General features: G+C 52.4%; 26 protein-coding genes. 4 read left to right on the forward strand and 22 right to left on the reverse strand.

Annotated elements, in window-relative coordinates; all coding sequences use genetic code 11:
• Positions 1 to 29: 29 nt before the first annotated feature.
• Positions 30 to 1,394, forward strand: coding sequence for an RsmF rRNA methyltransferase first C-terminal domain-containing protein (locus IC804_RS00680; protein WP_008880187.1), 1,365 nt, complete (start codon positions 30 to 32; stop codon positions 1,392 to 1,394).
• A gap of 143 nt (positions 1,395 to 1,537) precedes the next feature.
• Here the strand turns inward: IC804_RS00680 and IC804_RS00685 are convergent, their stop codons facing one another.
• The 16 genes from IC804_RS00685 to IC804_RS00760 form a co-directional block, all read right to left on the reverse strand.
• The gene (locus tag IC804_RS00685) at positions 1,538 to 2,110 is read right to left on the reverse strand and encodes a YpmS family protein (protein ID WP_008880186.1); all 573 of its coding nucleotides are present in this window, start codon (positions 2,108 to 2,110) and stop codon (positions 1,538 to 1,540) included.
• A 37-nt stretch (positions 2,111 to 2,147) separates the two neighbouring features.
• On the reverse strand, positions 2,148 to 2,921 hold the full coding sequence (locus IC804_RS00690; protein WP_008880185.1) for an SGNH/GDSL hydrolase family protein: 774 nt from the start codon (positions 2,919 to 2,921) through the stop codon (positions 2,148 to 2,150).
• 73 nt (positions 2,922 to 2,994) lie between these two features.
• On the reverse strand, positions 2,995 to 3,567 hold the full coding sequence (locus IC804_RS00695; protein WP_029761293.1) for an SCO family protein: 573 nt from the start codon (positions 3,565 to 3,567) through the stop codon (positions 2,995 to 2,997).
• A 260-nt stretch (positions 3,568 to 3,827) separates the two neighbouring features.
• On the reverse strand, positions 3,828 to 4,079 hold the full coding sequence (locus IC804_RS00700; RefSeq protein ID WP_008880183.1) for a YpmP family protein: 252 nt from the start codon (positions 4,077 to 4,079) through the stop codon (positions 3,828 to 3,830).
• A 107-nt stretch (positions 4,080 to 4,186) separates the two neighbouring features.
• Positions 4,187 to 5,458, reverse strand: coding sequence for a threonine ammonia-lyase IlvA (ilvA, locus tag IC804_RS00705; RefSeq protein WP_008880182.1), 1,272 nt, complete (start codon positions 5,456 to 5,458; stop codon positions 4,187 to 4,189).
• Positions 5,459 to 5,576: 118 nt separating this feature from the next.
• Positions 5,577 to 6,020 (reverse strand): YndM family protein, encoded by a 444-nt coding sequence (locus IC804_RS00710; RefSeq protein WP_008880181.1) that lies wholly within the window; start codon positions 6,018 to 6,020, stop codon positions 5,577 to 5,579.
• 174 nt (positions 6,021 to 6,194) lie between these two features.
• Positions 6,195 to 6,680 carry a dihydrofolate reductase gene (locus IC804_RS00715; RefSeq protein WP_008880180.1) on the reverse strand — a complete coding sequence of 162 codons (486 nt, stop codon included), beginning with the start codon at positions 6,678 to 6,680 and terminating at the stop codon, positions 6,195 to 6,197.
• A gap of 13 nt (positions 6,681 to 6,693) precedes the next feature.
• Complete coding sequence (gene thyA / locus IC804_RS00720; protein ID WP_011887460.1) at positions 6,694 to 7,488, reverse strand: thymidylate synthase; 795 nt, start codon at positions 7,486 to 7,488, stop codon at positions 6,694 to 6,696.
• A 76-nt stretch (positions 7,489 to 7,564) separates the two neighbouring features.
• The gene (locus tag IC804_RS00725; RefSeq protein WP_008880178.1) at positions 7,565 to 8,269 is read right to left on the reverse strand and encodes an anthrax toxin lethal factor-related metalloendopeptidase; all 705 of its coding nucleotides are present in this window, start codon (positions 8,267 to 8,269) and stop codon (positions 7,565 to 7,567) included.
• A gap of 101 nt (positions 8,270 to 8,370) precedes the next feature.
• Positions 8,371 to 8,955 (reverse strand): YpjP family protein, encoded by a 585-nt coding sequence (locus IC804_RS00730; RefSeq protein ID WP_060475867.1) that lies wholly within the window; start codon positions 8,953 to 8,955, stop codon positions 8,371 to 8,373.
• 15 nt (positions 8,956 to 8,970) lie between these two features.
• Entirely contained in the window at positions 8,971 to 10,155 is a 1,185-nt protein-coding gene (locus IC804_RS00735) for an LL-diaminopimelate aminotransferase (protein ID WP_081157139.1), read from the reverse strand.
• A 248-nt stretch (positions 10,156 to 10,403) separates the two neighbouring features.
• The gene (locus tag IC804_RS00740; protein WP_008880175.1) at positions 10,404 to 10,535 is read right to left on the reverse strand and encodes a YuzL family protein; all 132 of its coding nucleotides are present in this window, start codon (positions 10,533 to 10,535) and stop codon (positions 10,404 to 10,406) included.
• A gap of 147 nt (positions 10,536 to 10,682) precedes the next feature.
• The gene (locus tag IC804_RS00745) at positions 10,683 to 11,120 is read right to left on the reverse strand and encodes a BrxA/BrxB family bacilliredoxin (protein WP_011887464.1); all 438 of its coding nucleotides are present in this window, start codon (positions 11,118 to 11,120) and stop codon (positions 10,683 to 10,685) included.
• 579 nt (positions 11,121 to 11,699) lie between these two features.
• Complete coding sequence (locus IC804_RS00750; protein ID WP_081157140.1) at positions 11,700 to 12,851, reverse strand: conserved virulence factor C family protein; 1,152 nt, start codon at positions 12,849 to 12,851, stop codon at positions 11,700 to 11,702.
• A gap of 25 nt (positions 12,852 to 12,876) precedes the next feature.
• On the reverse strand, positions 12,877 to 13,353 hold the full coding sequence (locus IC804_RS00755) for a glutathione peroxidase (RefSeq protein ID WP_029761291.1): 477 nt from the start codon (positions 13,351 to 13,353) through the stop codon (positions 12,877 to 12,879).
• Positions 13,354 to 13,413: 60 nt separating this feature from the next.
• A complete protein-coding gene (locus tag IC804_RS00760; protein ID WP_081157141.1) occupies positions 13,414 to 13,929 on the reverse strand; it encodes a hypothetical protein in 516 nt (171 codons plus the stop codon).
• A 128-nt stretch (positions 13,930 to 14,057) separates the two neighbouring features.
• Between IC804_RS00760 and metA the strand changes: the two genes are divergently transcribed.
• The 3 genes from metA to IC804_RS00775 all read left to right on the forward strand — a co-directional run bounded on the left by metA (position 14,058) and on the right by IC804_RS00775 (position 15,529).
• Entirely contained in the window at positions 14,058 to 14,966 is a 909-nt protein-coding gene (metA, locus tag IC804_RS00765; RefSeq protein ID WP_081157142.1) for a homoserine O-acetyltransferase MetA, read from the forward strand.
• Positions 14,967 to 15,102: 136 nt separating this feature from the next.
• Positions 15,103 to 15,198 carry a YjcZ family sporulation protein gene (locus tag IC804_RS00770; RefSeq protein WP_008880168.1) on the forward strand — a complete coding sequence of 32 codons (96 nt, stop codon included), beginning with the start codon at positions 15,103 to 15,105 and terminating at the stop codon, positions 15,196 to 15,198.
• Positions 15,199 to 15,379: 181 nt separating this feature from the next.
• Positions 15,380 to 15,529, forward strand: a complete 150-nt coding sequence (locus IC804_RS00775) for a hypothetical protein (protein WP_165478177.1) — start codon at positions 15,380 to 15,382, stop codon at positions 15,527 to 15,529.
• 156 nt (positions 15,530 to 15,685) lie between these two features.
• On the opposite strand, the gene cobO is transcribed toward IC804_RS00775, so the two are convergent.
• The 6 genes from cobO to IC804_RS00805 form a co-directional block, all read right to left on the reverse strand.
• On the reverse strand, positions 15,686 to 16,231 hold the full coding sequence (cobO, locus tag IC804_RS00780) for a cob(I)yrinic acid a,c-diamide adenosyltransferase (RefSeq protein ID WP_081157143.1): 546 nt from the start codon (positions 16,229 to 16,231) through the stop codon (positions 15,686 to 15,688).
• A complete protein-coding gene (gene cobA, locus IC804_RS00785; protein ID WP_008880165.1) occupies positions 16,212 to 16,982 on the reverse strand; it encodes a uroporphyrinogen-III C-methyltransferase in 771 nt (256 codons plus the stop codon). The genes cobO and cobA overlap by 20 nt, the downstream gene beginning before the upstream one ends.
• Positions 16,979 to 18,037, reverse strand: coding sequence for a nicotinate-nucleotide--dimethylbenzimidazole phosphoribosyltransferase (gene cobT / locus IC804_RS00790; protein WP_078172627.1), 1,059 nt, complete (start codon positions 18,035 to 18,037; stop codon positions 16,979 to 16,981). The genes cobA and cobT overlap by 4 nt, the downstream gene beginning before the upstream one ends.
• 367 nt (positions 18,038 to 18,404) lie before the next feature.
• A complete protein-coding gene (locus IC804_RS00795) occupies positions 18,405 to 19,916 on the reverse strand; it encodes a cobyric acid synthase (protein WP_008880163.1) in 1,512 nt (503 codons plus the stop codon).
• Entirely contained in the window at positions 19,909 to 21,273 is a 1,365-nt protein-coding gene (locus IC804_RS00800) for a cobyrinic acid a,c-diamide synthase CobB (protein ID WP_008880162.1), read from the reverse strand. The genes IC804_RS00795 and IC804_RS00800 overlap by 8 nt, the downstream gene beginning before the upstream one ends.
• On the reverse strand, positions 21,219 to 22,418 hold the full coding sequence (locus tag IC804_RS00805; RefSeq protein WP_008880161.1) for a cobalt-precorrin 5A hydrolase: 1,200 nt from the start codon (positions 22,416 to 22,418) through the stop codon (positions 21,219 to 21,221). The genes IC804_RS00800 and IC804_RS00805 overlap by 55 nt, the downstream gene beginning before the upstream one ends.

The raw sequence follows: 22,418 nt of genomic DNA on the forward strand, positions 1-22,418 counted from the left end.
CGACAGATGGAGAAAGGAGTTTGCTGTCCTTGAGATTGCCGGAAGCATTTGTCGCGAAAATGAAAAAGCTGCTTCATGAAGAAGCAGACGAATTTTTCGCCGTCTACGAAAATGAAAAAACGAACGGTTTGCGCGTCAATCCGTTGAAAACTAGCCCGGATTCATGGGCAAAAATGGCGCCATTTTCCCTCACCCCGGTGCCGTTTTGCCCAACCGGGTTTTATTACGACCGAAGCGAACAGCCAGGAAAACATCCATACCATGCAGCCGGGCTGTACTACATTCAAGAACCGAGCGCAATGGCAGTCGCCGAAGCGCTCCGTCCCGCACCCGGGGAGACGGTGCTTGATTTGTGCGCCGCTCCGGGCGGGAAAACGACCCAGCTTGGTGCCATGATGGAAAACAAAGGACTGCTTGTCGCTAACGAAATTCACCCGAAACGGGTTAAAGCGCTCGCGGAAAACGTCGAACGGCTCGGCTTGACCAACACCGTGGTCGTCAACGAAACGCCGGAAGCGCTCGCAGAGCGGTTCCCTGGCTTTTTTGACAAAATTTTAGTCGATGCCCCGTGCTCGGGTGAAGGGATGTTTCGCAAAGAGGAAGAGGCCGCTTCATTTTGGAGTCAGGCGTACGTAGAAGAGTGCGCGGCCCGTCAGCGGCGCATTTTGCAAAGCGCCTATGCGATGCTGAAGGAAGGGGGCATTCTCGTCTACTCGACGTGCACGTTCTCTCCAGAAGAAAACGAGCAGACGATCGAATGGCTGCTTCAGACGTATGACGACTTGCGGATGGTGCCGATTGAAAAAACCGGCGGCATAGAGCCCGGGCGGCCTGAGTGGACGAAAACGAACCGGGCTGAACTTGAACATGCCGCACGTCTTTGGCCGCACCGTGTCAAAGGCGAAGGTCATTTTATCGCCAAACTGCAAAAACAGCGACCGACTGCACCTTGGAACGGGCGGCGGGCAAAGACGAACGCACCGAAAGCCGCGATTCGGTTGTACCGTCAATTCGAACAAGCGACACTGCGGACAGAACGGCACGGAACGGTCGTATCTTTTGGCTCTCATTTGGTCATGCTGCCGGAGCAATGCCCCGATTGGTCAGGTTTGAAAGTGGTTCGCGCCGGACTTCATCTTGGCGAGGTGAAAAAAGAGCGGTTTGAGCCAAACCACGCCCTCGCTTTGGCGCTGCGGACGGATGAAGTGAACCATGTGCTTGATCTCCCAAGCACAGGCCATGAGATCATCCGATATTGGCATGGAGAGACGCTTCCGACCGGCGGCGACCGTGGCTGGTTGCTTGTTACCGTCGACGGTTATCCGTTCGCTTGGGGGAAAGAAGTGAAAGGAACGGTAAAAAACTTTTACCCGAAAGGGCTGCGTCTTGTGTGAGCGACTCCCCTTTCTTTTCCTGAAGTAAGAGGATTCTTTCGAAACGATGTTACAACGAACGGCAAAGACTAGACCGTTTTGAAAAAAAACAGAGGCTGTCTCAAAAGGGGACTACAACCTTTTGAAACAGCCTCTCATTTCTGTCATCGATGCCGAGTTGGGATCGTTAACGTAAACACAATTTCATCAGCAGCTAGGTCGATTTTTTTCGCTGCCACTTGATAACCGTTGCCAAATCGAATATCATCGAGCGCCACATAGACGCGGGCCCGATCCGGATCAACGACCACTTCATCCGGCAACGGAGCGTGCTTTTGCAAATAGCGAAGCACGTACGTCACCGGCAGCTTCCAATCGTCAAGTGAAATCGTTGGTTCCGCAAGCTCAACATTCCCCCCCTTGACGACCTTCGGCATAAACGAGACGACCAACTCCACATCGCGACCGAAAATGGGGATTTCGCTCGAGACATAGACGCGATCGGCAAGCCAAACATCGTATTGTAGCGGATGGTCTTTCATTTTTTCCGCCAAATAATCGTTAATGACAGCGTTCAAATGTGCCTTTTTTGAGTACACGGTAAACGAGGCCCCTTCCACGTGTGGGCGCATCGGACGTTTAACCTGTGGAGACGGCTGAAACAACCAAACAGCCACAAAGATGAGGATAGCGGCGTTGACGGCCGCCAATATCCAAAACGCTCGTTTCCAATTCATCACGACATACTCCTTATTCTCACCCGTTTTTCTTCAATCAGTTCACCCACCACTCTTTTTGCTCGTTTAACGCATGATATACGCGTGTGGCGATTTGTTCATACCCCGCGGCGTTCGGATGAAATTCATCACGGTGAAGAAGCTCATCGCGATCAGTAAAGATGTCTTGAATATCAACGAAGATCGTCCGGTCATAACGGGAAAGCACCACCTGACTTGCCTTGTTCCATTCGGCGATGACGTCATCGATTTCCGGGATGTTCGGTAGCGTCGTTGAAAACGGGTTGTATAAACCGACAAGCACGATGACCGCATCCGGATTGGCGATGCGCAGTGAAATCAACAAATGGTCGAGCCGGTCAGCAAACAACTTGCTTTCTTTCGCAAACCGCTCGTACGACAAATCAAAAAAATGCGAGCGGACTACATTCATCACATCGTTACCGCCAATCGTCAACAAAATCAAATCCGCCCGCTTAAGCTCTCCTTGGTGGGCGTCAACAACTGGCTCGAGTTCCCCACTGCGCCGGCCGCGCTTGCCCAAATTTGTCACCGTTACGGTCCGCACTCGGTCCTCTGCTGCAAGAAGCGGAACAAGACGGCCGACATACCCTCCTTTCCCTTCGCCGTCCCCAACCCCTTCGGTCAACGAGTCGCCTAAGGCGACGAGATGGATGTCTTTTGGCAGCGGCTTTGCCTCTGTCTGTTTGACGACAGCTTCCTGTGGTTGCTCCGGCTGTCCAACGGCTGAAAAGGCGGTGCAGCCGGCGAGAAACAAACTCACTATTATCATTAATCCCCATCGTTTCATGTTTGACACCTGCCTTCTCACGCAACAGGGGAAAAGACGAAAAGAAGGCAAAACGGTTGTAGCCGTTTTTGCCTTATCGCGACGATTGCAAAATCTCGATATGCTCTAAAATCGTGTCGTACGGCACGTCCTGCACACCGTTGTATGTTTGGACAATATTTCCATCCGGGCCAACTAGATAAAAGTTCGTGCCATGAATGACTTGATCGTCATTGGCCGGCTTTTGCACGATCGTTTTAAAGCTTTTTTGCGCCAGCTCATTAATTTCGGTTTGACTGTACCCGGTCAAAAAATGCCAGTTTGCTAGGTCGTCCGTAAACTGTTTCGCATAGGCGGTCAGTTTTTCTGGCGTGTCTACTTCCGGGTCGACACTGAACGAAACAAATTCGACATCCAGTCCCTTTTCTTCCGCCTTCTTCTTCAGCTTAGCCATATTGGCGGTCATTGGTGGACAAACCGTTTCACAATTCGTAAAAACAAAGTCAGCAACCCATATCTTCCCTTTTAGATCGCGAAGTCCAAACGGCTCACCCGACTGATCAACGAACGTAAAATCAGCGACCGGCCAGTTTTTTGCATCTGGAATTGTTTTTCCGCATGCAGCAAGCAAACAAACTGCTGCGATCATCATGATCCGTTTCCACATCGATGGCTCATCCTTTTCTTCATCGTTTTGCATTCAAACTCGCTTTACTCCCCGTTGGCTCTTTTTCCATATCGTACATGAACGCCAACACCCCAGAGGTGGTATGGATCGAAATAACAAGGGGCGTTTCGATGATCTCAACCGGCACATGTTCGCCCGTCCCCTTTTATGCTTAGCGTCATCTCGTTTCCATTATATAATGAAATCGACCAAAATCCCACCAAAAAAAAATTGTTTTGCCGTTCAAGGCAAAACAACAGTTACGCGTTATGTTTCAAAATGGTTTCTTTAAAGATTTGTTCATATATCGGCCATTTCAACACTTTCTTCAAGTGTTCTCGGAACGAGTAAACAGAACGGGTCGTTCTTGATCGATACACCTTGGCAATAAACGTCTCCAAGCGAAGTTGGATCATAAATCGGTACGTGTTATCTTCCTCCAATACAGGAATTTCGATAATCTTCACTTTCTGCCCATACGCGTTTTTAAACTCGAGGCTTTTGAATAGCAAAATATCAATCCTCTTTTTCACCGATTTATTTATATTATACACCAAACCGGTGAAAAAGTATGTCGGAATACACCGAAAACTTTCCGACTTTTTTCGCGCTTTTTTGCTCAAATCAGCAAATGGAATAAGTTCGGGTCTTTATTTACTTCCTGGAACGGAAACCCTTTTTTCTTCATCCGTTCAATGAGCGGTGCGTAGTCTTCACGCCGTTTTAGCTCGATGCCGACGAGTGCCGGTCCGCTTTCTTTATTGTTTTTCTTCGTATATTCAAAGCGGGTGATGTCATCAGTTGGACCGAGCACTTCATCTAAAAATTCGCGCAGCGCCCCGGCCCGCTGCGGGAAATTAACGATGAAATAGTGTTGCAACCCTTCATAAATCATCGAGCGCTCCTTAATTTCCTGCATCCGGTCGATGTCGTTATTACCGCCGCTCACAACGCAAACCACTGTTTTGCCGCGAATTTGCTCTTTGTAAAACTCAAGAGCAGCGATCGGCAGCGCTCCCGCCGGTTCAGCGACAATCGCGTTTTCGTTGTACAGCTCTAAAATCGTTGTGCATACTTTCCCTTCCGGAACGACAATGATATCATCGAGCACCTCACGGCATAGAGCAAACGTTTTTTCCCCGACCGTTTTGACCGCGGCACCATCAACAAACTTATCAATCTCCCCAAGCGTCACAACATGCCCTTGCTCAAGCGCCGCTTTCATCGACGGAGCGCCGCCTGGTTCGACACCGATCACCTTGGTCGCCGGCGAGATGCTTTTTACATATGTTCCCAACCCGGCCATCAGTCCGCCGCCGCCGATGCTGGCAAACAAAAAATCGATCGGTTCATCACAGTCGTTTAATACCTCAACACCGATTGTTCCTTGCCCGGCGATGACGTATTCGTCATCAAACGGGTGAATAAACGTGCGCCCTTCCGCTTCCGCACATTTTACCGCTTCGCTGTACGAGTCGTCAAACGTGTCGCCCACAAGGACGATCTCGACCTTGTCTTTGCCAAACAACTGGACTTGCGACACTTTTTGTCGAGGTGTTGTCGCCGGCATATAAATTTTTCCGTGCACCCCGAGTGCCCGGCACGAATAGGCGACTCCTTGGGCATGGTTGCCGGCGCTGGCGCATACGACCCCGTTTCTTCGCTCCTCATCAGTTAAATGTTTCATCCGGTTGTACGCTCCGCGCAACTTAAATGAGCGCACAACTTGCAAGTCTTCGCGCTTCAAGTACACATTGCACTCGTAACGCTCGGACAGAAGCGGGTTTTTTTGTAGCGGTGTATGGAAAACAACATCTTTCAGCGTATGATACGCGATCAAAATGTCCTCGACGTATACCGCCCCTTGTTTCCGTTTTAGTTGTTGTGCCATGCTCTCTTTCCCTTTCTTTTCTAAGTTGTCTTTGATTTGTAGATTATATCACAAATTTGCAAAAAGAAAAGGGAATTTTCGAAAAGTTTTCTGTTCTTTCATAAGAAAACGACCGGTGCTACGTCCGGTCGTCTTCTTTTTTAAACTCCTGTTCCTCAGCGAATTCCGTTGCCCATCTTCCTTCATCATACCAGCGATACGCTTCTTCCCGTCTCGCTTCTTCGAGTACATGGTTTTCCATATACAAATGGAAAAACGCTTCAACCGCACCAATAGCTAGTGAGCTGAAAAAGGCAGCGTATGCCATATTGACGGTCGGGGAAAGCAACGCAAAACTGGCAGGCCATACAAGCAAAAAGGAGAGCGGCACATCCAAAGCGGCGGCGACAAAGTGTCCGACGCGCGGCAAAACAACCAAATCGCCGATGACGTAGGAAACGATTGCCGTCATGAGCGTCATGAGTGAGATCAAAGAAAGCGGGGCATTAAAAATCGTAAACATCGAAAATAAAACGACACTCCAAGCAGCAAGCTTGACGATAAACGGAACGATATGCTTCATAATCTTCCTCCATTTCCATCGATGTTCTATATGGTTATCGTTCCTTTTTCGCCCCGCTTCTATGCAAAAAAGGCGCGCCTTGCTGTTTCGCAAAACGCGCCCTGTTTTCCGTTGGTAAGCATTCAGGGTGTGTTCATTCGGTCATTTTTCACTTGGTAACTGACCTCCGCACACTCATTTCCGCTCGTAAATGAGAAACGCGTGCTCATACGGATTTTTTTCGTCTTTTACTCCTGGCGTATAGGAAACGACTTTCCACTCTTTTTCGGAAATAGGCGGATAAAACGTATCGCCAGGGAATGAGGCGAAAATGTTCGTCACGTATAGTCGATCGGCGATCGGCATTGTTGCTTTAAACAATTCAGCTCCACCGATAATAAACACTTCTTCACCACGCGCTGCGATCCATTGCTTGACTTCCTCAAGCGAATGGAGCACAAGGCAGCCTTCCGGGCGAAATTGGGGATTGCGTGTCACGACGACGTTGTCTCGGCCGGGGAGCGGCCGACCGATCGCTTCAAACGTTTTGCGCCCCATCACGATGGCATGCCCCATCGTTACCCGCTTGAAATACGCTAAATCGGCCGGCAAATGCCACGGCAACTGATTATCTTTGCCGATCACCCGGTTTTCATCCATCGCCACAATGTGCGAAATCATCGTCTTCTCTCCTTTACACCGCCACTGGCGCTTTAATCGTCGGATGAGGGTCATAACCGACGATTTCAAAATCGTCATATTCATAGTCAAAAATGGACGACGGCTTCCGTTTCAGCACAAGCTTCGGCAGCGGTCGCGGCTCGCGCGTCAGCTGCAGTTTAGCTTGCTCAATATGGTTTTTATACAAGTGAACATCCCCACCGGTGAAAATCAATTCACCAACATCCAGCCCGCACTGCTCGGCAATCATATGCGTCAAGAGCGCGTAGCTGGCGATGTTAAACGGCAGCCCTAAAAATGTATCGACGGAGCGCTGCTGCCACATGCATGACAACCGGCCGTTAGCGACGTAAAACTGAAACGCATAATGGCACGGCGGCAACTTCATCTTGTCTAACTCCGCCACATTCCAGGCGTTCACGAGCAGTCGACGCGAGTTCGGATTTCTCTTGATCTCCTCAACGACCGAAGCGATTTGGTCGACCGTTTTCCCGTCCGCCCCTTTCCATGACCGCCATTGTGCTCCATAGACAGGCCCTAGATCGCCGTTTTCGTCGGCCCATTCGTCCCAAATCGTCACGCCATTCTCCTGCAAATAGCGGACATTGGTGTCACCTTTTAAAAACCAGAGCAATTCATAAATAATCGAACGAATATGTAATTTTTTCGTCGTCACGAGCGGAAACCCGTCCTGCAAGTTAAAACGGAGCTGGCGACCGAACACCGACAACGTGCCGACACCGGTTCGATCCTCCTTTTCGACACCGTTTTCCAAAATGTCTTCTAATAACTGTAAATATTGCCGCAATGTCCTCACCTCACGCTTTATCATATCATAAAGCACCTCATAAAGCACCGCCCTCATCACAAAAAAAAGAGCCTTCTTATGAGGCTCGTTCCGCCAGTTGACGGATGAACGTGTACGTACGCGGAGCCGCCATCCTCAGCGTTTCCTGCGTTTTTTCGCTCACATAGTAATAGGCGAACGACTCAGCAAAATACTCTTCCGGATACGTTAAAAAATAGTATTCGCGAGGAAACAACTGCGGTGCTTCTTCCCTCCAAAGCGCTTGAAATTCGTCTGTTTCGTGAATGTGGTCGAATACGATGTAATCTAACGAATGGGCAAACTCATGAAGCTCTAAGTTGATCGAGCCGTGCCCCTTTCCTTTTTCGCTATGGCCAAGACGGACAAGCACTAAATGCGCCCCGCCTATGCCCGGCACCTCATCCCACGTTTTGGATCCCGGCACATAGCCGCGCGGTGTTTTCCCGCGCAAATGGCGAGCAATCGGTTCATCGGTAATGGGATTTGTCAACAATTGAATATAAATATGATGATTCGCCGCTTGTTCTAAAATGCGGCGGTCAATACGGGCAAGCGTTCGAATCGTCTCGTTTGCCTCATCGAACGAAAAGTCCGTTTCCGGGACGATGACGATGCGGCCAAGCACATCGTGCGACGGGATCGTCTGAACATCAAGGCCGCTTTCTTCGAGCAGCACGCCGTGCGCAGCCGGGTACGGCGAAAGCGACAGAAGCGGAACGGCAAGCAGTGCCGCTAATAAACTAGTGAGTAACCGTCTCATCATGGTCCCCCGCTTCTTTCAATCTCGTATTCTACTAAATCAATGATAACATACGAAGAAGCGGGGAAAAACGCGCAAAATAAGGAAAGAACGACAGATGGCTACGTTCGCCAGTTCGGTGGTGTATTTTTCGACCAATAAATTTTTCCTAATTCATAGTGAGCTTGAAATCCGTCATCACGCGTATGGTAATGAAACTGAAACCAATACCCATCCTGCGGCGGATGTTCACGTCGGACATGGAAGCGAATGACATCTTCCCCCGTATCGGCGCGATAAATATGGAAAATGCGTTCGCCTTGCCCACCGGACGGATTTTCCGATACGGCTAAATAATGAAGCTCTTCTTCCGGATAGCGCCCGGCGAGTTCGGCGATCACTTCCTCCATGCGCGGCAAAATGACGGCGCGAAACTCGTCCTCAATAACGGGAGCAATTTTGCGGCCAAACTTTTCTTGCGACTGAGCCATCGCTTTTTCCACCGTCTGTTCGACAAATTGAGCGCGGGTGAGCGAAGCCGCTTCCGCTGCAGAACCAGCGGCGCCATGTTGCCAATCGGAAGATGGTACATCATCGGCCGTCGGTTCCTCAGCCGCAAGAAGCGAGGCAGGTGGTGTCACAAGGCCAAATGTGCAGACAGTAATCGCGGCAACAAGCGTTTTTCGAAGCCATGCCGGTAGCTTCATCGCGTCCCACCTCCGTTATCGTTGGTCAGCAGCCAACCGCTCGAACAAACCGCTCGCCCGCAGTTTCTCAACGGCACGGCGCAACGTATCTTCCGGCTGAACGAGAGCGATGCGCACATAACCTTCACCGCTCGGTCCAAACGCATGCCCAGGCGTCACAACGACTCCAGCACGGTCGATGAGTTCCTTTGTGAACGAGAGCGATGTAAACCCAACGGGAATCTTCGCCCATACGAACATGCCAGCCGGCGGACAGTCGACCGTCCAGCCGATGTCGGCCAACCCGCTGACAAGCGCGTTGCGGCGCGATTGGTAAATGGCGCGGCTTTCGGCGCAAAAGTCCCCTCCATAGCGAAGCACTTCCGCGGCTGCTTTTTGAATTGGCCAAAAAATGCCGTAATCTAAATTCGATTTAAACGTGGCAAACTCGCGAATCACATCAGCGTTGCCGCACAAATAGCCGATTCGACAACCAGCCATGTTATAGCTTTTTGACAGCGAGTTCATTTCCACCCCGACGTCTTTCGCCCCGGGAACGGAAAGGAAGCTCACTGGTTTGTTTCCGTCATAATACAGCTCACCATAGGCAAAATCAGAGACGACAAGCACGTCGTACCGCTTCGCAAACTCGACGACTTCACGATAAAACGATTCAGTCGCGAGGGCGGGCACTGGATTGCCCGGAAAGTTAAGAAACATAATCGCCGCCCGTTTGGCGATCTCCTCTGGAATCGCACGCAAATCGGGCAAAAAGCCGTTTTCTTCCTTTAAGGGCATAAAGTATGGCGCCGCTTCGGCCATCGCTACGCCGGTGGCATACGCTGGATATCCAGGATCCGGCACTAAAATGACATCACCCGGATCAGCAAACACCATCGGCAAATGGACAAGACCATCTTGTGACCCGATGACATACGTCACTTCCGTCTCCGGATTCAACACGACACCGTGCGTCGTCCGGTAATAATCAGCGACCGCTTCATGAAATTCACGAATGCCTTTTAATGTATATCCGTAGGCGTTCGGCTCCTCGGCGTAGCGGGCAATCGCCTCACGCACAAACGGCGCCGGCGGCAAATCCGGGCTGCCGACGCTTAAGTCGATCCATTCGTCATGAAGATGGCGCCGCTTTTGGCAATATGCCGACAATTCAGCAAAAATAGACGAAGAAAACGCATTCATCCGTTTCGCTTTTTTCATTATTCTTCCTCTCCCTTGCCAAGACAAAAACCGCTTTTCCTTTTTGTTTTTCTTGGTATATACTATGGTTATATGAATAGTGTACCATATGTTCAAGGAGAAAACATAGACAGAAAGGCGGGGAAATGAACATGACTACTATCTTTTTTGCGGCCAGCCTCATTACGTTGCTGTATTTTATTTACAGCTGTATCGCTAACGCCTAACAACGACTAAAGGAAAAGGAGCTCCGCACCGGGAGCTCCTTTTTAATCGATTTTCGTTTTTTTGCGGGCGGAGTCAAGCGCGAACGCCCCTGTCTCTGTTTCCGTCGTCCCTTGTCCTCTGACATTCGGGGCGCTGACACCCGTTTTCGAACGGTCTTTTTTTCGTTTCGACACGCCGATCACCTCCGCCTTTATCGTTCCCACCGGCGTGCCATTGTATGTAAATTCATCTGAGCACCCCCTGCTCACCCAAGATAAAAAAGCAGTGATGCCTAGCTGTTAGCCAATCGGACAACTCACGATGGCAAAGTCCGTATTCAATCAGCCACAATATTTTTCAAAGGCAGCTAAAACGTTTTCCATAACCTCTTCCATCGAATGAAACTCGATGTCTTCACGCGGAATGAAATGAACAACTTCCTTTCCTTTCAAGAGCGCCATCGACGGCGAAGATGGCTCATAGCCGACAAAGTACTCGCGCATTTTTGCCGTCGCCTCTCTATCTTGGCCAGCAAACACGGTCACCAAATGATCCGGCTTTTTCTCGCTTCGCAACACTGCCTGTGTCGCCGCCGGGCGCGCCAATCCAGCAGCGCAGCCGCACACCGAGTTGACAAAGACAAATATCGTTCCTTCTGCTTGTTCCATAAACTGCTCAACTTCCTCGCTCGTGCGCAGTTCGCGGAAACCGGCGCGGACGAGCTCATCACGCATCGGCTGCACGAGCTGGCGCATATATTCTTCGTACGCCATCGACATGGCTAGCATCCCTCCATATGATCATCGTTGTGCTATCAGCATACTATACTTCGAACAGAAAAATCAACGAAGACAACCGCCAACCATGGTGAAAACGGTGATCCTTCTTTTTTCGACGCCGACAGCGAAACAAAGCTTTTGCTCGTCTAAAGGCTCGACAAACCTATCGCAAATGTGGTGCAACTATGCATTTCTCCAATGGAGAAAGCTTGATTGTCGAACACATAAAAATGACCGATAGAAGGAAAATAGAGATTTTCTACATCCATCAGTTGCTTTCCGCCTTCTAGAGCCACTGCAGCCGCCGATCACCATCGGAATGGAATAAGCAATCGGATGGAAAGAGAAAACGAGAGAAGCATAGTACATGGAATACATTGAAAAACTGCGAAACATCGTCGGGACCTAGCCGGTCATTTTAGCCGGCGTTGGGTCGTTGGCCATTACTGTTCCGGCTGACACGCCAACACACCTATTGTCTTGGAAATCACTGAATCTCTCCGACAGCCAGCTCCACTGTGGCCACGTCATCATTTGCTTTCAGTGCCCCAAAGAATATAGGCGCGCCCATCCGCGCGCCTATTTTTCCTCTTCTGTCTTGTTTTCTTTTTTTCGGCTTTCAGTCATTTGTTTCCAAACCGAGCCTTTCGCCTCTTCGCCGCCTTCGATCCGTTCGATGGCCATTTTTACTTGCAAGCTGACCTCAAATTCCGGATCGTTTTCCGCCGCTTTTAACGCTGGGAGCGCCGATTCATCGCCGACTTCATACAAAAACATAGCCGCGCGCCAGCGGACGAGCTTGCTTTCATCTTTTAACGCTTCCGTCATCGCTGGAATCGCTTCTGGGTCGCCGATGTCGGACAAACAGTCGCCGGCCGTGCGACGGACAGCAACCGCCGGGTCTTTCAACGCTTCATACAAATACGGCAGCACCTGTTTGCCGCCGATCATGCCTAGATACGCAGTCGCTAGGCGGCGAATGGCCATTTTCTCATCTTTCAGGGCTTTGGCTAACACGGGGATGTCGTCTTCGGTCGGCTCCGCCATTTGCTCAAGCGCGGCGTACCGTTTCCGCCAGTCTGGATCGTCGAGCATCTCGCTTGTCACTTTGATACCTGGCCGCTTCTGCGCCGTTTTTTCCTGCTCTCCGTGGCGGAACATGTTGACGATCCGCTCCAGTCGCTCTGGCGGATAGGCAGCCGACAGCTCATCGACCACTTCGCGTCCAATTTCGTCGAACGTGCCGTAGCGCACCCCTTTTTCCACCCATTTGCGCTCAAGGACAATGTTGTCGGCATACTTTTGCGCTTCGATGACCGCATCGATAAACGGCTGCGGCAGCCCGATGCGATGCTCGCGCTCACCATCGATCAGTTTCACTTGCATCGGCAAACCATACAACATTTGCACAAATACTTTCACTTCACCGAAATGTTCATTCACCTTCGGCTTTGCCTCGGCTCCGTCGTCTGCTTCTTCGCCGAACACTTCACGCACGTTCGCCAATATGTCGCGCCAATCGTACTTCGGATGGCGCTCAATGGCCAAAAAGTCGGCGACATGGTAAATGCCTTTTACTCCATTAATGCGCATCAACGTTTGAATGAGCGGCGGTGCTTCGCCGATGTTGTCGGGTTTGTAGTTATGGCGCATGCCGGAAGGCAGTTCTTCATCAAGTAATATTTTCATCGTGTTCGGACTTGGTGTCGGCTCAATCGCTTTAATGCGCAACCGTCATCCCTCCTTCACAAAAAGACTACAACAATTTTTCAATTTCCTTTTTCAACTCGCTCGGCTTCGTTTGCGGAGCGAAGCGGGCAACAACTCGACCATCGCGGTCAACCAAAAACTTAGTAAAATTCCATTTGATCGCCTTCGTGCCAAGTGCCCCTGGTGCTTGTTCTTTCAAGTATTGAAACAGTGGATGGGCGTTGTCGCCATTAACATCCACCTTTGCAAACATCGGAAACGTTACACCGTAATTCAACTGGCAAAATTGCTCGATTTCCTCTTCTGTTCCCGGTTCTTGGCCACCGAATTGATTGCACGGAAACCCCAGCACGACAAACCCGCGGTCACGATATTCGTCATACAACTCCTGCAATTCTTGATATTGCGGTGTCAAACCGCATCGGCTGGCCGTGTTGACAATAAGAAGAACGTCCCCGCGATAGGAAGACAGCGACTGCTCTTCCCCGCGAATCGTCTTAGCGCTGAACTCGTATACGCTCATTGTTCTCACCTCATCACCATCATAGTCGATTTCCCGTTTGGTTTCCACTTTTTTGAACCGTTATTGGCCGGATAACGGCTGCAGCTCCTCAAGCGAAGAAATCATATACGGCACCATCTCCGGCAAATCGGCAGCGTTTTCCTCATAAATCAGTCGGGAAAATTCAACCGTTGCTTCATTTTTGTATGGACCGCGTTCATGTGGAAACTGCCAGCTGAGCGTCTGTCGAATGATCCGTTCTTCCCCCCAAATCGTCCGCAATGTTCCTTCAATAAGGGCGCAAACGGACGAGCGGCGGATCGGCATCGTGAACACGACAGCGAGCCGGCACCCAGACCGGCCGTGATGGAGCCGTTCATTGACGAGCTCAGCAAAATCGATGGAAAGCTGCACCGTACAAGTGACTGGCGAATCAGGCGCATCATGGAGCTGAAACGAAATGGTATACTCCCGTGAGAGACGAGCCAAATCAGCCAGATCGCGGCGGTCGATAACGACAATGCGTCCTTGTAAATCAGCGTCATATACCGCCCCTTCCAACACCGTTTTCAAGTTGTCAAATGCTGTTGGATCCATGCGTTTTCCTCCTTTTTTCCACCTTAAGTACTGAATTTCCTTGCATGAAAAAAATGAATTGAATAAATTCGGTAAAGTTTTTATAATGAAATTATTTAAAAAAGGAGAACGAAACGGAGGGGACATCGTTGCCAATCAACATCCCAAAAGATTTGCCTGCCAAGGAAATACTCGAACAAGAAAACATTTTCGTTATGGATGAAGAACGGGCGTATTCGCAAGACATTCGTCCACTCAATATTGTCATTTTAAACTTAATGCCAGAAAAAGAAAAAGCAGAAACGCAGCTGCTGCGTCTGCTCGGCAACTCCCCATTGCAAATAAACGTCACCTTTTTGCGTCCGGCGACCCATGAACCGAAAACGACGAGTAAACATCATTTGGATCAATTTTACACAATTTTTCCTCACATCCGCCATCGGAAGTTCGACGGAATGATCATCACAGGAGCGCCGGTCGAGCAAATGCCGTTTGAAGAAGTGACGTACTGGGACGAGTTGACCGACATTATGGAATGGACAAAAACAAACGTCACATCGACGCTCCATATTTGCTGGGGGGCGCAAGCCGGCTTGTATTACCATTATGGCATTCCGAAATATCCACTACCGAAAAAATGCTTCGGCGTGTTCAACCATACACTGGAAGTAAAAAATGTAAAGCTTTTGCGCGGCTTTGACGACGTGTTCCGCATGCCGCACTCCCGCCATACGGACGTCAAGCGAGAAGACATTGAAAAAGTGCCGGAGCTCATGATTTTATCAGTCGCCGACAAAGCTGGCGTTTGCCTTGTCGCCTCGAACGACGGCCGTCATATTTTCTTGACCGGTCATCCAGAATATGATGCAACAACGTTAAAAGACGAATATGAGCGCGATTTGGCCAAAGGGTTACCGATTCAACTTCCGGAGTCGTACTTCCCGAATGATGACCCGAGTCAACCGCCGCTCAATACGTGGCGCTCACACGCCAATTTGCTGTTTGTCAACTGGCTCAACTATTACGTCTATCAGGAAACACCTTACATTTGGGAGTAAAAAATTTCATCCAACAAAAACGCCTTTGCTTTCCTAGCAAGGCGTTTTTGTTATTTTGCATTTTTCGACAATTTTCCCGTGCATTCATGCAATAAATTGCATACCATGTAATAGATTTTCCAAGGAGGTGAGCAGGATGAGCGCTTGGCATGGTAATAGCTTTGCATTGATCGTTGTCTTGTTTATTTTGCTTATCATTGTCGGCACTGCTTTCGGCCGGTACGCTTACTAAAAAATCATTTGTCTCCACCCCTCCCGTCCGCCATATTTGCCAGCATCCGGACGTATTTGCTCACGGGAACGCATGACAAACGCGCTTCCCGTTTTTCTTTTCTAGCCGCCGTCAATGTATAAAAACCGACGAGCAGCCTATGCTAATGATATGGTCATAGCGCCTAAAGGAGGTGTGGTCTGTGACAAAACGGCCAAACAAAGGAAGCCGGAATCAAAACACGCCGACGCAAGACCCCATGGCCTTGCTTCACGGTCCGATATCCGGTGATAACAGCAAAGGACGGCGGCAAAATAAGGAACAAAACGACAAAACGGACACCGACGCATAGAAAAACCGTCATGAGCGAGTTTTCCCTCCTAGGAACCAAACGGCACCGTCCATCGAGATAAAGTTCGACAAAAAAGCGGCCGAATCCGGCCGCTTTTTCAATAGCATAAGACGCTGGCAGACGAGTGAGAAAGATTCCTCCGCCAACTGTTTCTTCTCAAAATTCAATTCCTTTCATGGCCGCCTCCCCTTGTTCATAGTCATGCTTGACAAGCGTCATCTTAGTGACAATATCGGCGACAGCGATCAGCTCTGGGCGAGCGGAGCGCCCGGTAATGACCAGATGGAGTGACGGCGGGCGCGTGCGGATCAGTTCGAGTACATCTTCCACCGATATGATGTCATCGACCGGGAATCGATCGATGGCTAACGCGTTGTTCAATTCATCTAGCACGATCAGATCATACTGTCCGGAATGAACATACTGTTTCGCCAATGTCCATGCCCGTTGTAACGCTTGACGGTGAACATCGGCCGTTTTCGTCCATGTAAAGCCGGCGCCGAGCTGACGGACGTCGACGCCAAGGCGCTGCAAGGCCAACTGCTCGCCGTATGTTCGTTCCGGCGATTTCAAAAACTGCAAAACCGCGACGTTCATTCCCCGGCCGACGGCACGCAGGGCAAGCCCCAATGCGGCCGTCGTTTTTCCTTTTCCGTCGCCCGTATAAACGATGACACGCCCGCTACGACGAGGCGTCGGCATCGACCACGCCCCCTTGCCGCTCCGGAAACCATTGGAGCGTCTCACGCAGACGAACGACATCGCCGATGATGATGATGGCCGGATGGGAAATGCCCGCCTGTTCCGCCTCGTCTGACAGCGTCGAAAGCGTCGCCGCCACCGTGCGCTGCCGCTCGGTCGTCCCCCATTCAATGATGGCCGCCGGCGTATCCGACGGCTTTCCGGCCGCCATCAAACGGCCGCAAATATCCGACAAGTTGGCCGCTCCCATGTAGACAATGATCGTATCGCATCCTCGAGTCAGCGCCTCCCAATCGATCCGCTCACTCCGATGCCCGCTGACCATCGCCACCGAGGCGGCGTAATCACGGTGGGTGACCGGAATGCCGGCGTACGCCGGCACAGCGATGCCGGATGTCACCCCTGGAACGATTTCAAACGGAATTCCGGCTTTCACCAACACTTCCGCCTCTTCACCAACGCGGCCAAAAATGCACGGATCGCCGCCTTTTAAGCGGACGACCGTTTTTCCTTGTTGCGCATGCCAAACGAGCAGCTCATGAATTTGTTCTTGAACCGTGTCATGTTTTCCCGGCTCTTTGCCGCAGTAAAGAAGCTCAGCGTCCGGCTTCGCGTAGCGCAGCAGCTTACGGTTGATGAGCCGGTCGTAAATAATGACATCCGCCCGTTCTAGGCATTCGCGGCCGTAAACCGTGATGAGCTTTTCATCACCCGGCCCAGCGCCGACTAAATACACTTTGCCGACGGTCATCGCCCCTTCTCCCCTTTCGCATTGGCCGTGGAAATGCCCGCCGAGGCGAACGTCGCCATTTCGTTCACCATCGCCATTGCTGAAATCAAGAGCGGAAACGCTACCGCCGCGCCGCTTCCTTCGCCAAGGCGCATGCCGAGATCCAAAAGCGGATCCTTCTCTAGCAAACGAAGGGCTATACTGTGCCCCGGCTCTTGCGAACGATGGCCGGCAATCATATAGTCTGTGACGTTCACGGCAAACTGGCGGGCCACAAGGGCAGCCACCGTGCAAATAAAACCGTCAAGCAAAATCGGGATGCGCCGTTCGGCGGCTGCCAGCATCGCCCCGGCCATAGCAGCGATCTCCAACCCACCGATTTTCGAAAGCCATTCAAGCGGCTTCGCCGGATCCGGCCGATGAAGCAAGAGCGCCCGTCGGATCACGTCCTGTTTATGGGCAAGCATTTCCTCCTTAATGCCGCTTCCTTTGCCAACGATGCGCTCAAGCGGCTCATCGGTCAACGTGGCCAATAAGGCGCTCGCGGCGGTCGTATTGCCGATGCCCATTTCGCCGACAATGAGCGTGCGGACGCCTTGTTCAATGATGGACGCCGCCTGTTCGTAACCGACATGAAGCGCCTGTTCGGCCTCGGACGGCGTCATCGCTTCCGTTTCCGCGAAATTGTTCGTTCCCGGGCGCACCTTTTTCTGAATGACGCGCTCATCAGCAATCGGCACGGCGACACCGACATCAATCACCTGAAGCAACGCGCCGATTTGACGGCTGAAGGCGTTGATCGCCGCTCCGCCGTTGGCAAAGTTGTACACCATTTGCGCCGTCACTTCGGCCGGATAGGCAGACACCCCTTCTTCCGTGACGCCATGATCGGCCGCAAACACGAGCACTCCGGGCGGAGTGACGCGTGGAAGCAGCTCCCCGGTCATGCCGGCAAGCGTTGTCGCCACTTCTTCAAGACGGCCGAGGCTGCCGGGCGGTTTGGTCAATTGATCGATATAGGCACGCGCTTGTTCAACCATTTCACGGTGGATCGGTGGGATGGAAACATTCATCATGGGCGCACAATATCCCCCATCAAGCGGGAATATGCGCTTCCTCCTTTCTCGTCTATGATTGAGGGAACGCGTCAACTTTTCCATCCGAATCATGCCAACACCGTTGGCGAGGGCAAAACGGACGATTTGACGGCTGATTTTATGGTTTATATCCTTCATCCAGCAGGACTCTTTACGGCCGATTGTGCGAATCATATGGAGCTTCTTCGCTTTGCCCAACGTTCGCCGCAAAGCCGCATATCGTCGGCGAATGAAAGCGCATTGACTGTCCTTGAAAAACAACGATTTCGTTCCAATGCTGGCAACGGCGATATAACGAAGTCCCAAATCAACGCCCATTGCCTTGGTGTCTTCCCGTTGTTGGACTTCAACTGTGATCGCGACAGCCAAATTGACGCATCATCTGTTCGATCCGCTCGACCGCCACGTGCTGGCGGACATGAGCGGCAAGCCGGTCGAACGCCTTTTCTTTGAGCGAGCGAAAGAGTCGGACGCCAGAAGGAGCGATTCCTTTTTGGCGGCGAATGTTGTTGAAAAACGCGGTGCGGAACGCATCGTTATGAAACAAATCGTGCATGTACGTGCCCAGCACCCGCTCATCACTGTGCTTCGCCCCTTCATGGCGGCCGTCCGCCTCAATAAGCGGCGCATAGCCAGGAAGCGGCGCCGAGCGGCCCATATGAATCTCGTATCCTTGCACCGAAAGCCGCTCGCCCGCCCACGTAAGCATCCCTTCCGTACGGATCGTGATTTTCGTCCGCTCAAGCGTCGTTTCAATCGGCAGCAAACCAAGTCCTTTTACTTCGGGGAGCGGCGTCTCGACTCCATACGGATCGCGGATGACGGCGCCAAGCATTTGGTAGCCGCCGCATAAGCCGACGACTCTCGCTTTTCCTTCATTGACAAGCGACACAATGCGGGAAGCGAGTCCTCTTTTCTTCATATAAATCAAGTCCTCGATCGTGTTTTTGCTGCCGGGAAGCACGATCACATCCGGCGCGCCAAGCTCGTCGCCGTGCGTCACCAACCGGACGCGGCAGTCCGGTTCTGCCAGCAGCGGGTCGATGTCGGTGAAATTGGCGATTTTCGGACAGCGGATGACAGCGACATCAATCGCTTCCTCTCCCCCGACAGATGAAGCAAACCGCTCAAGCGACAGCGAATCTTCAGCATCGATCGCCAAATCAGGCAAATATGGAACGACGCCAAGCACCGGCACGCCGGTGTGCTGCTCAAACCAATCAAGCCCCGGCTTAAGCAGCGCCACATCGCCGCGAAACTTGTTAATGATGACCCCAATGACCCGCTTTCGGTCCTCAGGCTCAAGCAGCGACAGCGTTCCAACGAGGCTCGCGAACACCCCGCCCCGCTCAATATCGCCGATCAACACGACCGGGGCGTTGGCGAGACGGGCGACACGCATGTTGACCAACTCGCGGTCGTTTAAGTTTACTTCCGCCGGGCTTCCCGCTCCTTCAATGACAATCCGGTCATACTCGTTCATCAACGTTTCGAGCGACTGACGGATGACGGCCAGCCCTTGGTGGAAAAACTCGTTCCGGTAAGCGAACGCCTGCATATTGCCGTACGGTTTGCCAAGCACAACGATTTGCGATTCATGCTCGCGGCTTGGCTTAATCAAAATCGGATTCATCTCAGCGCGCGCCGCCACTCCGGCCGCTTCGGCCTGAATTCCTTGCGCCCGCCCGATTTCGTTTCCGTCCGGCGTCACGTAGGAGTTTAACGACATGTTTTGCGACTTGAACGGCGCCGTCTTCCAGCCGTCTTGGGCGAACATGCGGCAAAACGCGGTGGCGATGACGCTTTTGCCGGCATCAGAATGGGTGCCTTGAAACATAATCGGCAGCGCCTTAGCCATTGATGGTCACCTTCTCGCATTCGGCGAGCCACCGCTCAACCATCGCCGGGGCGGACGCGAAATGAAAATGGACATAGCCGGCGACAAGCCGGTGCGCCAAATAACCGTCAGGCTTCGTTCCTTTCCGGCCGCTCGTTTCGTAGGCAAACGGCGCCTCGCCCCGCGGTTCGTACACGGAATAGTGAAATTCATGCCCGCGCGCTGTTTCTCCTTCCGGCAATAGAAAATTTCCATTTCGACCGCGCACTTCGCGGTAGCCAAGCGCCGCGAGCTTCGTCTTCATCACGACCTTCCCCGGGATGACGCCCGCCATCTCATAGGCCGCACCGTCCGTCGCAACAAGCTGTTCGGTGAGAAACATAAACCCGCCGCATTCGGCCAACGTCGGCAACCCGTGTTCGATGGCGGCGCGGATCGACTGTTTGACCGCGGCTTGCCTGGCGAGCTCGGCGGCAAACTCTTCCGGAAACCCGCCGCCGATATACAATCCGTTCACCCCATCCGGAAGCGGCTCGCCGGCGAGCGGAGAAAAGTAGACAAGCTCCGCGCCGCAGGCAGAAAGCATCTCCAGATTCTCCGGATAGTAAAAATGAAAGGCGGCATCTTTGGCAACCGCCACGCGCACGCGATACGGCCGCGAAGGGCGAATGAGCGGCGCCGGAGAACAAAGGGCTGGCGCTTCTGCAATCGAAAGGAGCGTCTCCCAATCGATCGTGCGCGCCACCTTTCTCCCCAGTTCGGCAAAAAACGAATCCAGTTCGCCGCGCTCCACCGACGGCACGAGCCCTAAATGGCGCTCTGGCAGCGCCAACGCTTCGTCTTGCGTGAGAAACCCGACGACCGGCACCCCGCACGTTTGCTCGACCGCCGCTTTGACGAGCCGAAAATGCCCTTCGCTGCCGACGCGGTTGGCAAATACGCCGGCGAGGCGCACATCGGGGCGAAACGTTTGAAACCCATGGACGATGGCGGCGGCGCTGCGGGCCATGCCGGAACAATCGACGACAAGCAGCACCGGGCTTTCGGTCAACACGGCGATTTCAGCCGTCGACCCCTCGTCAGAAAGCGGCTGTTTCCCGTCAAACAGCCCCATCACCCCCTCGATGATGGCGATATCAGCCCCTTGACAACCGTTGGCGAGCACCGTTTTGACCGCTTCGCTTCCCATCATCCAACTGTCCAAGTTGCGCGCCGGCCGGCCGGTCACAGCCGTATGGTAAGTCGGATCGATGTAGTCCGGGCCGCATTTAAACCCTTGCACCGTATATCCTTGCTGCCTCATGGCCGCCATCAATCCAAGCGTCACGGTCGTTTTGCCGGCGCCGCTTCCCGGTGCGGCGATGACAAGCCGTCGCATGCCTCTTTCCCCTTTCCCTGCATGGTCGCTTTCTTTTGATGATCGATGAGCGCCACGGAAATCGTCACATTGCCGGACTTCTTTTTCACCAGCGCCAGCCGATCGGCCCCGCTGTACAATTTCGCCGCCGGCTCGCTCACCCCATACGCGCCGGTGTAGCGGTACACCGTTTCCGACGGCGCTTCGATCGACACCGTGTTCAGCTCTTCTGGCGTATACGCAACCAATTCCCATCTATATTTGTTGACTACCTCCAAAAGTCCTTGTTCATCCTTTTTCAAATCAATGGTGCACACCGCTTTGACGCTTTTCATCGAAAAGCGCAGCTCATTGAGCGTCTCATGGATGACCGCTTCGATTTCGTCAGCCGATGTGCCGCGGTTGCAGCCGATGCCAAGCGCGATTACTTTCGGGCGATACAAAACGCCGTTTTGCAAAATGGCCTCTTCTTCCGGCGCAAGCAAGCGATGAGTGACCACAAGCGCGGCCGCCGGGCGGGCAGCGAGCGCTTCCGCGATCGAGCCGTACACGGCAATGTTTTTGGGCAATGGCCGCCCTTCCGGCCACCAGCCGGTTTCCCCCGACTCTTGCACGATCGCGACAGGCTCTTCATTCACGACCGCGGCGCTCACCGGCGTCAGCTTGTCAGCTGATTCCCATTCCCAGCCGAACTGGCGACCGAACAGATCGACGGCGATTGTCTGCTGCACGTCAGAAGCGGTCGTAATGACCGGGCGGGCGCTTAAAATGGCAGCAACGCGCCGCGTCAGTTCGTTCGCTCCGCCCAAATGGCCGGAAAGAACACTGATCACATGTTCAGCCTTATCATCGATCACCACGACCGCAGGATCTGTCTTTTTGTCTTTTAACAGCGGAGCGATCATCCGTACGACAGCGCCGAGCGAAATGATGCAAATGAGTCCGTCATAGCGGGCGAACAACTCCGGCAACAAGGCCCTGACGTTGCCGGAAAACAAGCGGATCCCGTGCTTGGCTTCATCGCCGCGGGCGAATTTATCCGTATAATAAACGTCCGCTCCCGCAAGAGCGCCTCCAAGGCGTCGGGCGATCTCGACCCCGTGTTTCGTAATGGCCACGACAGCATAGGCGCCGTGTCTTTTGTTGTTCGCGGCAGCAACTCCCAC

Origin of the sequence: Geobacillus sp. 47C-IIb, from assembly GCF_014679705.1 — a bacterium.
In the GTDB taxonomy this organism is placed as follows: domain Bacteria; phylum Bacillota; class Bacilli; order Bacillales; family Anoxybacillaceae; genus Geobacillus; species Geobacillus thermodenitrificans.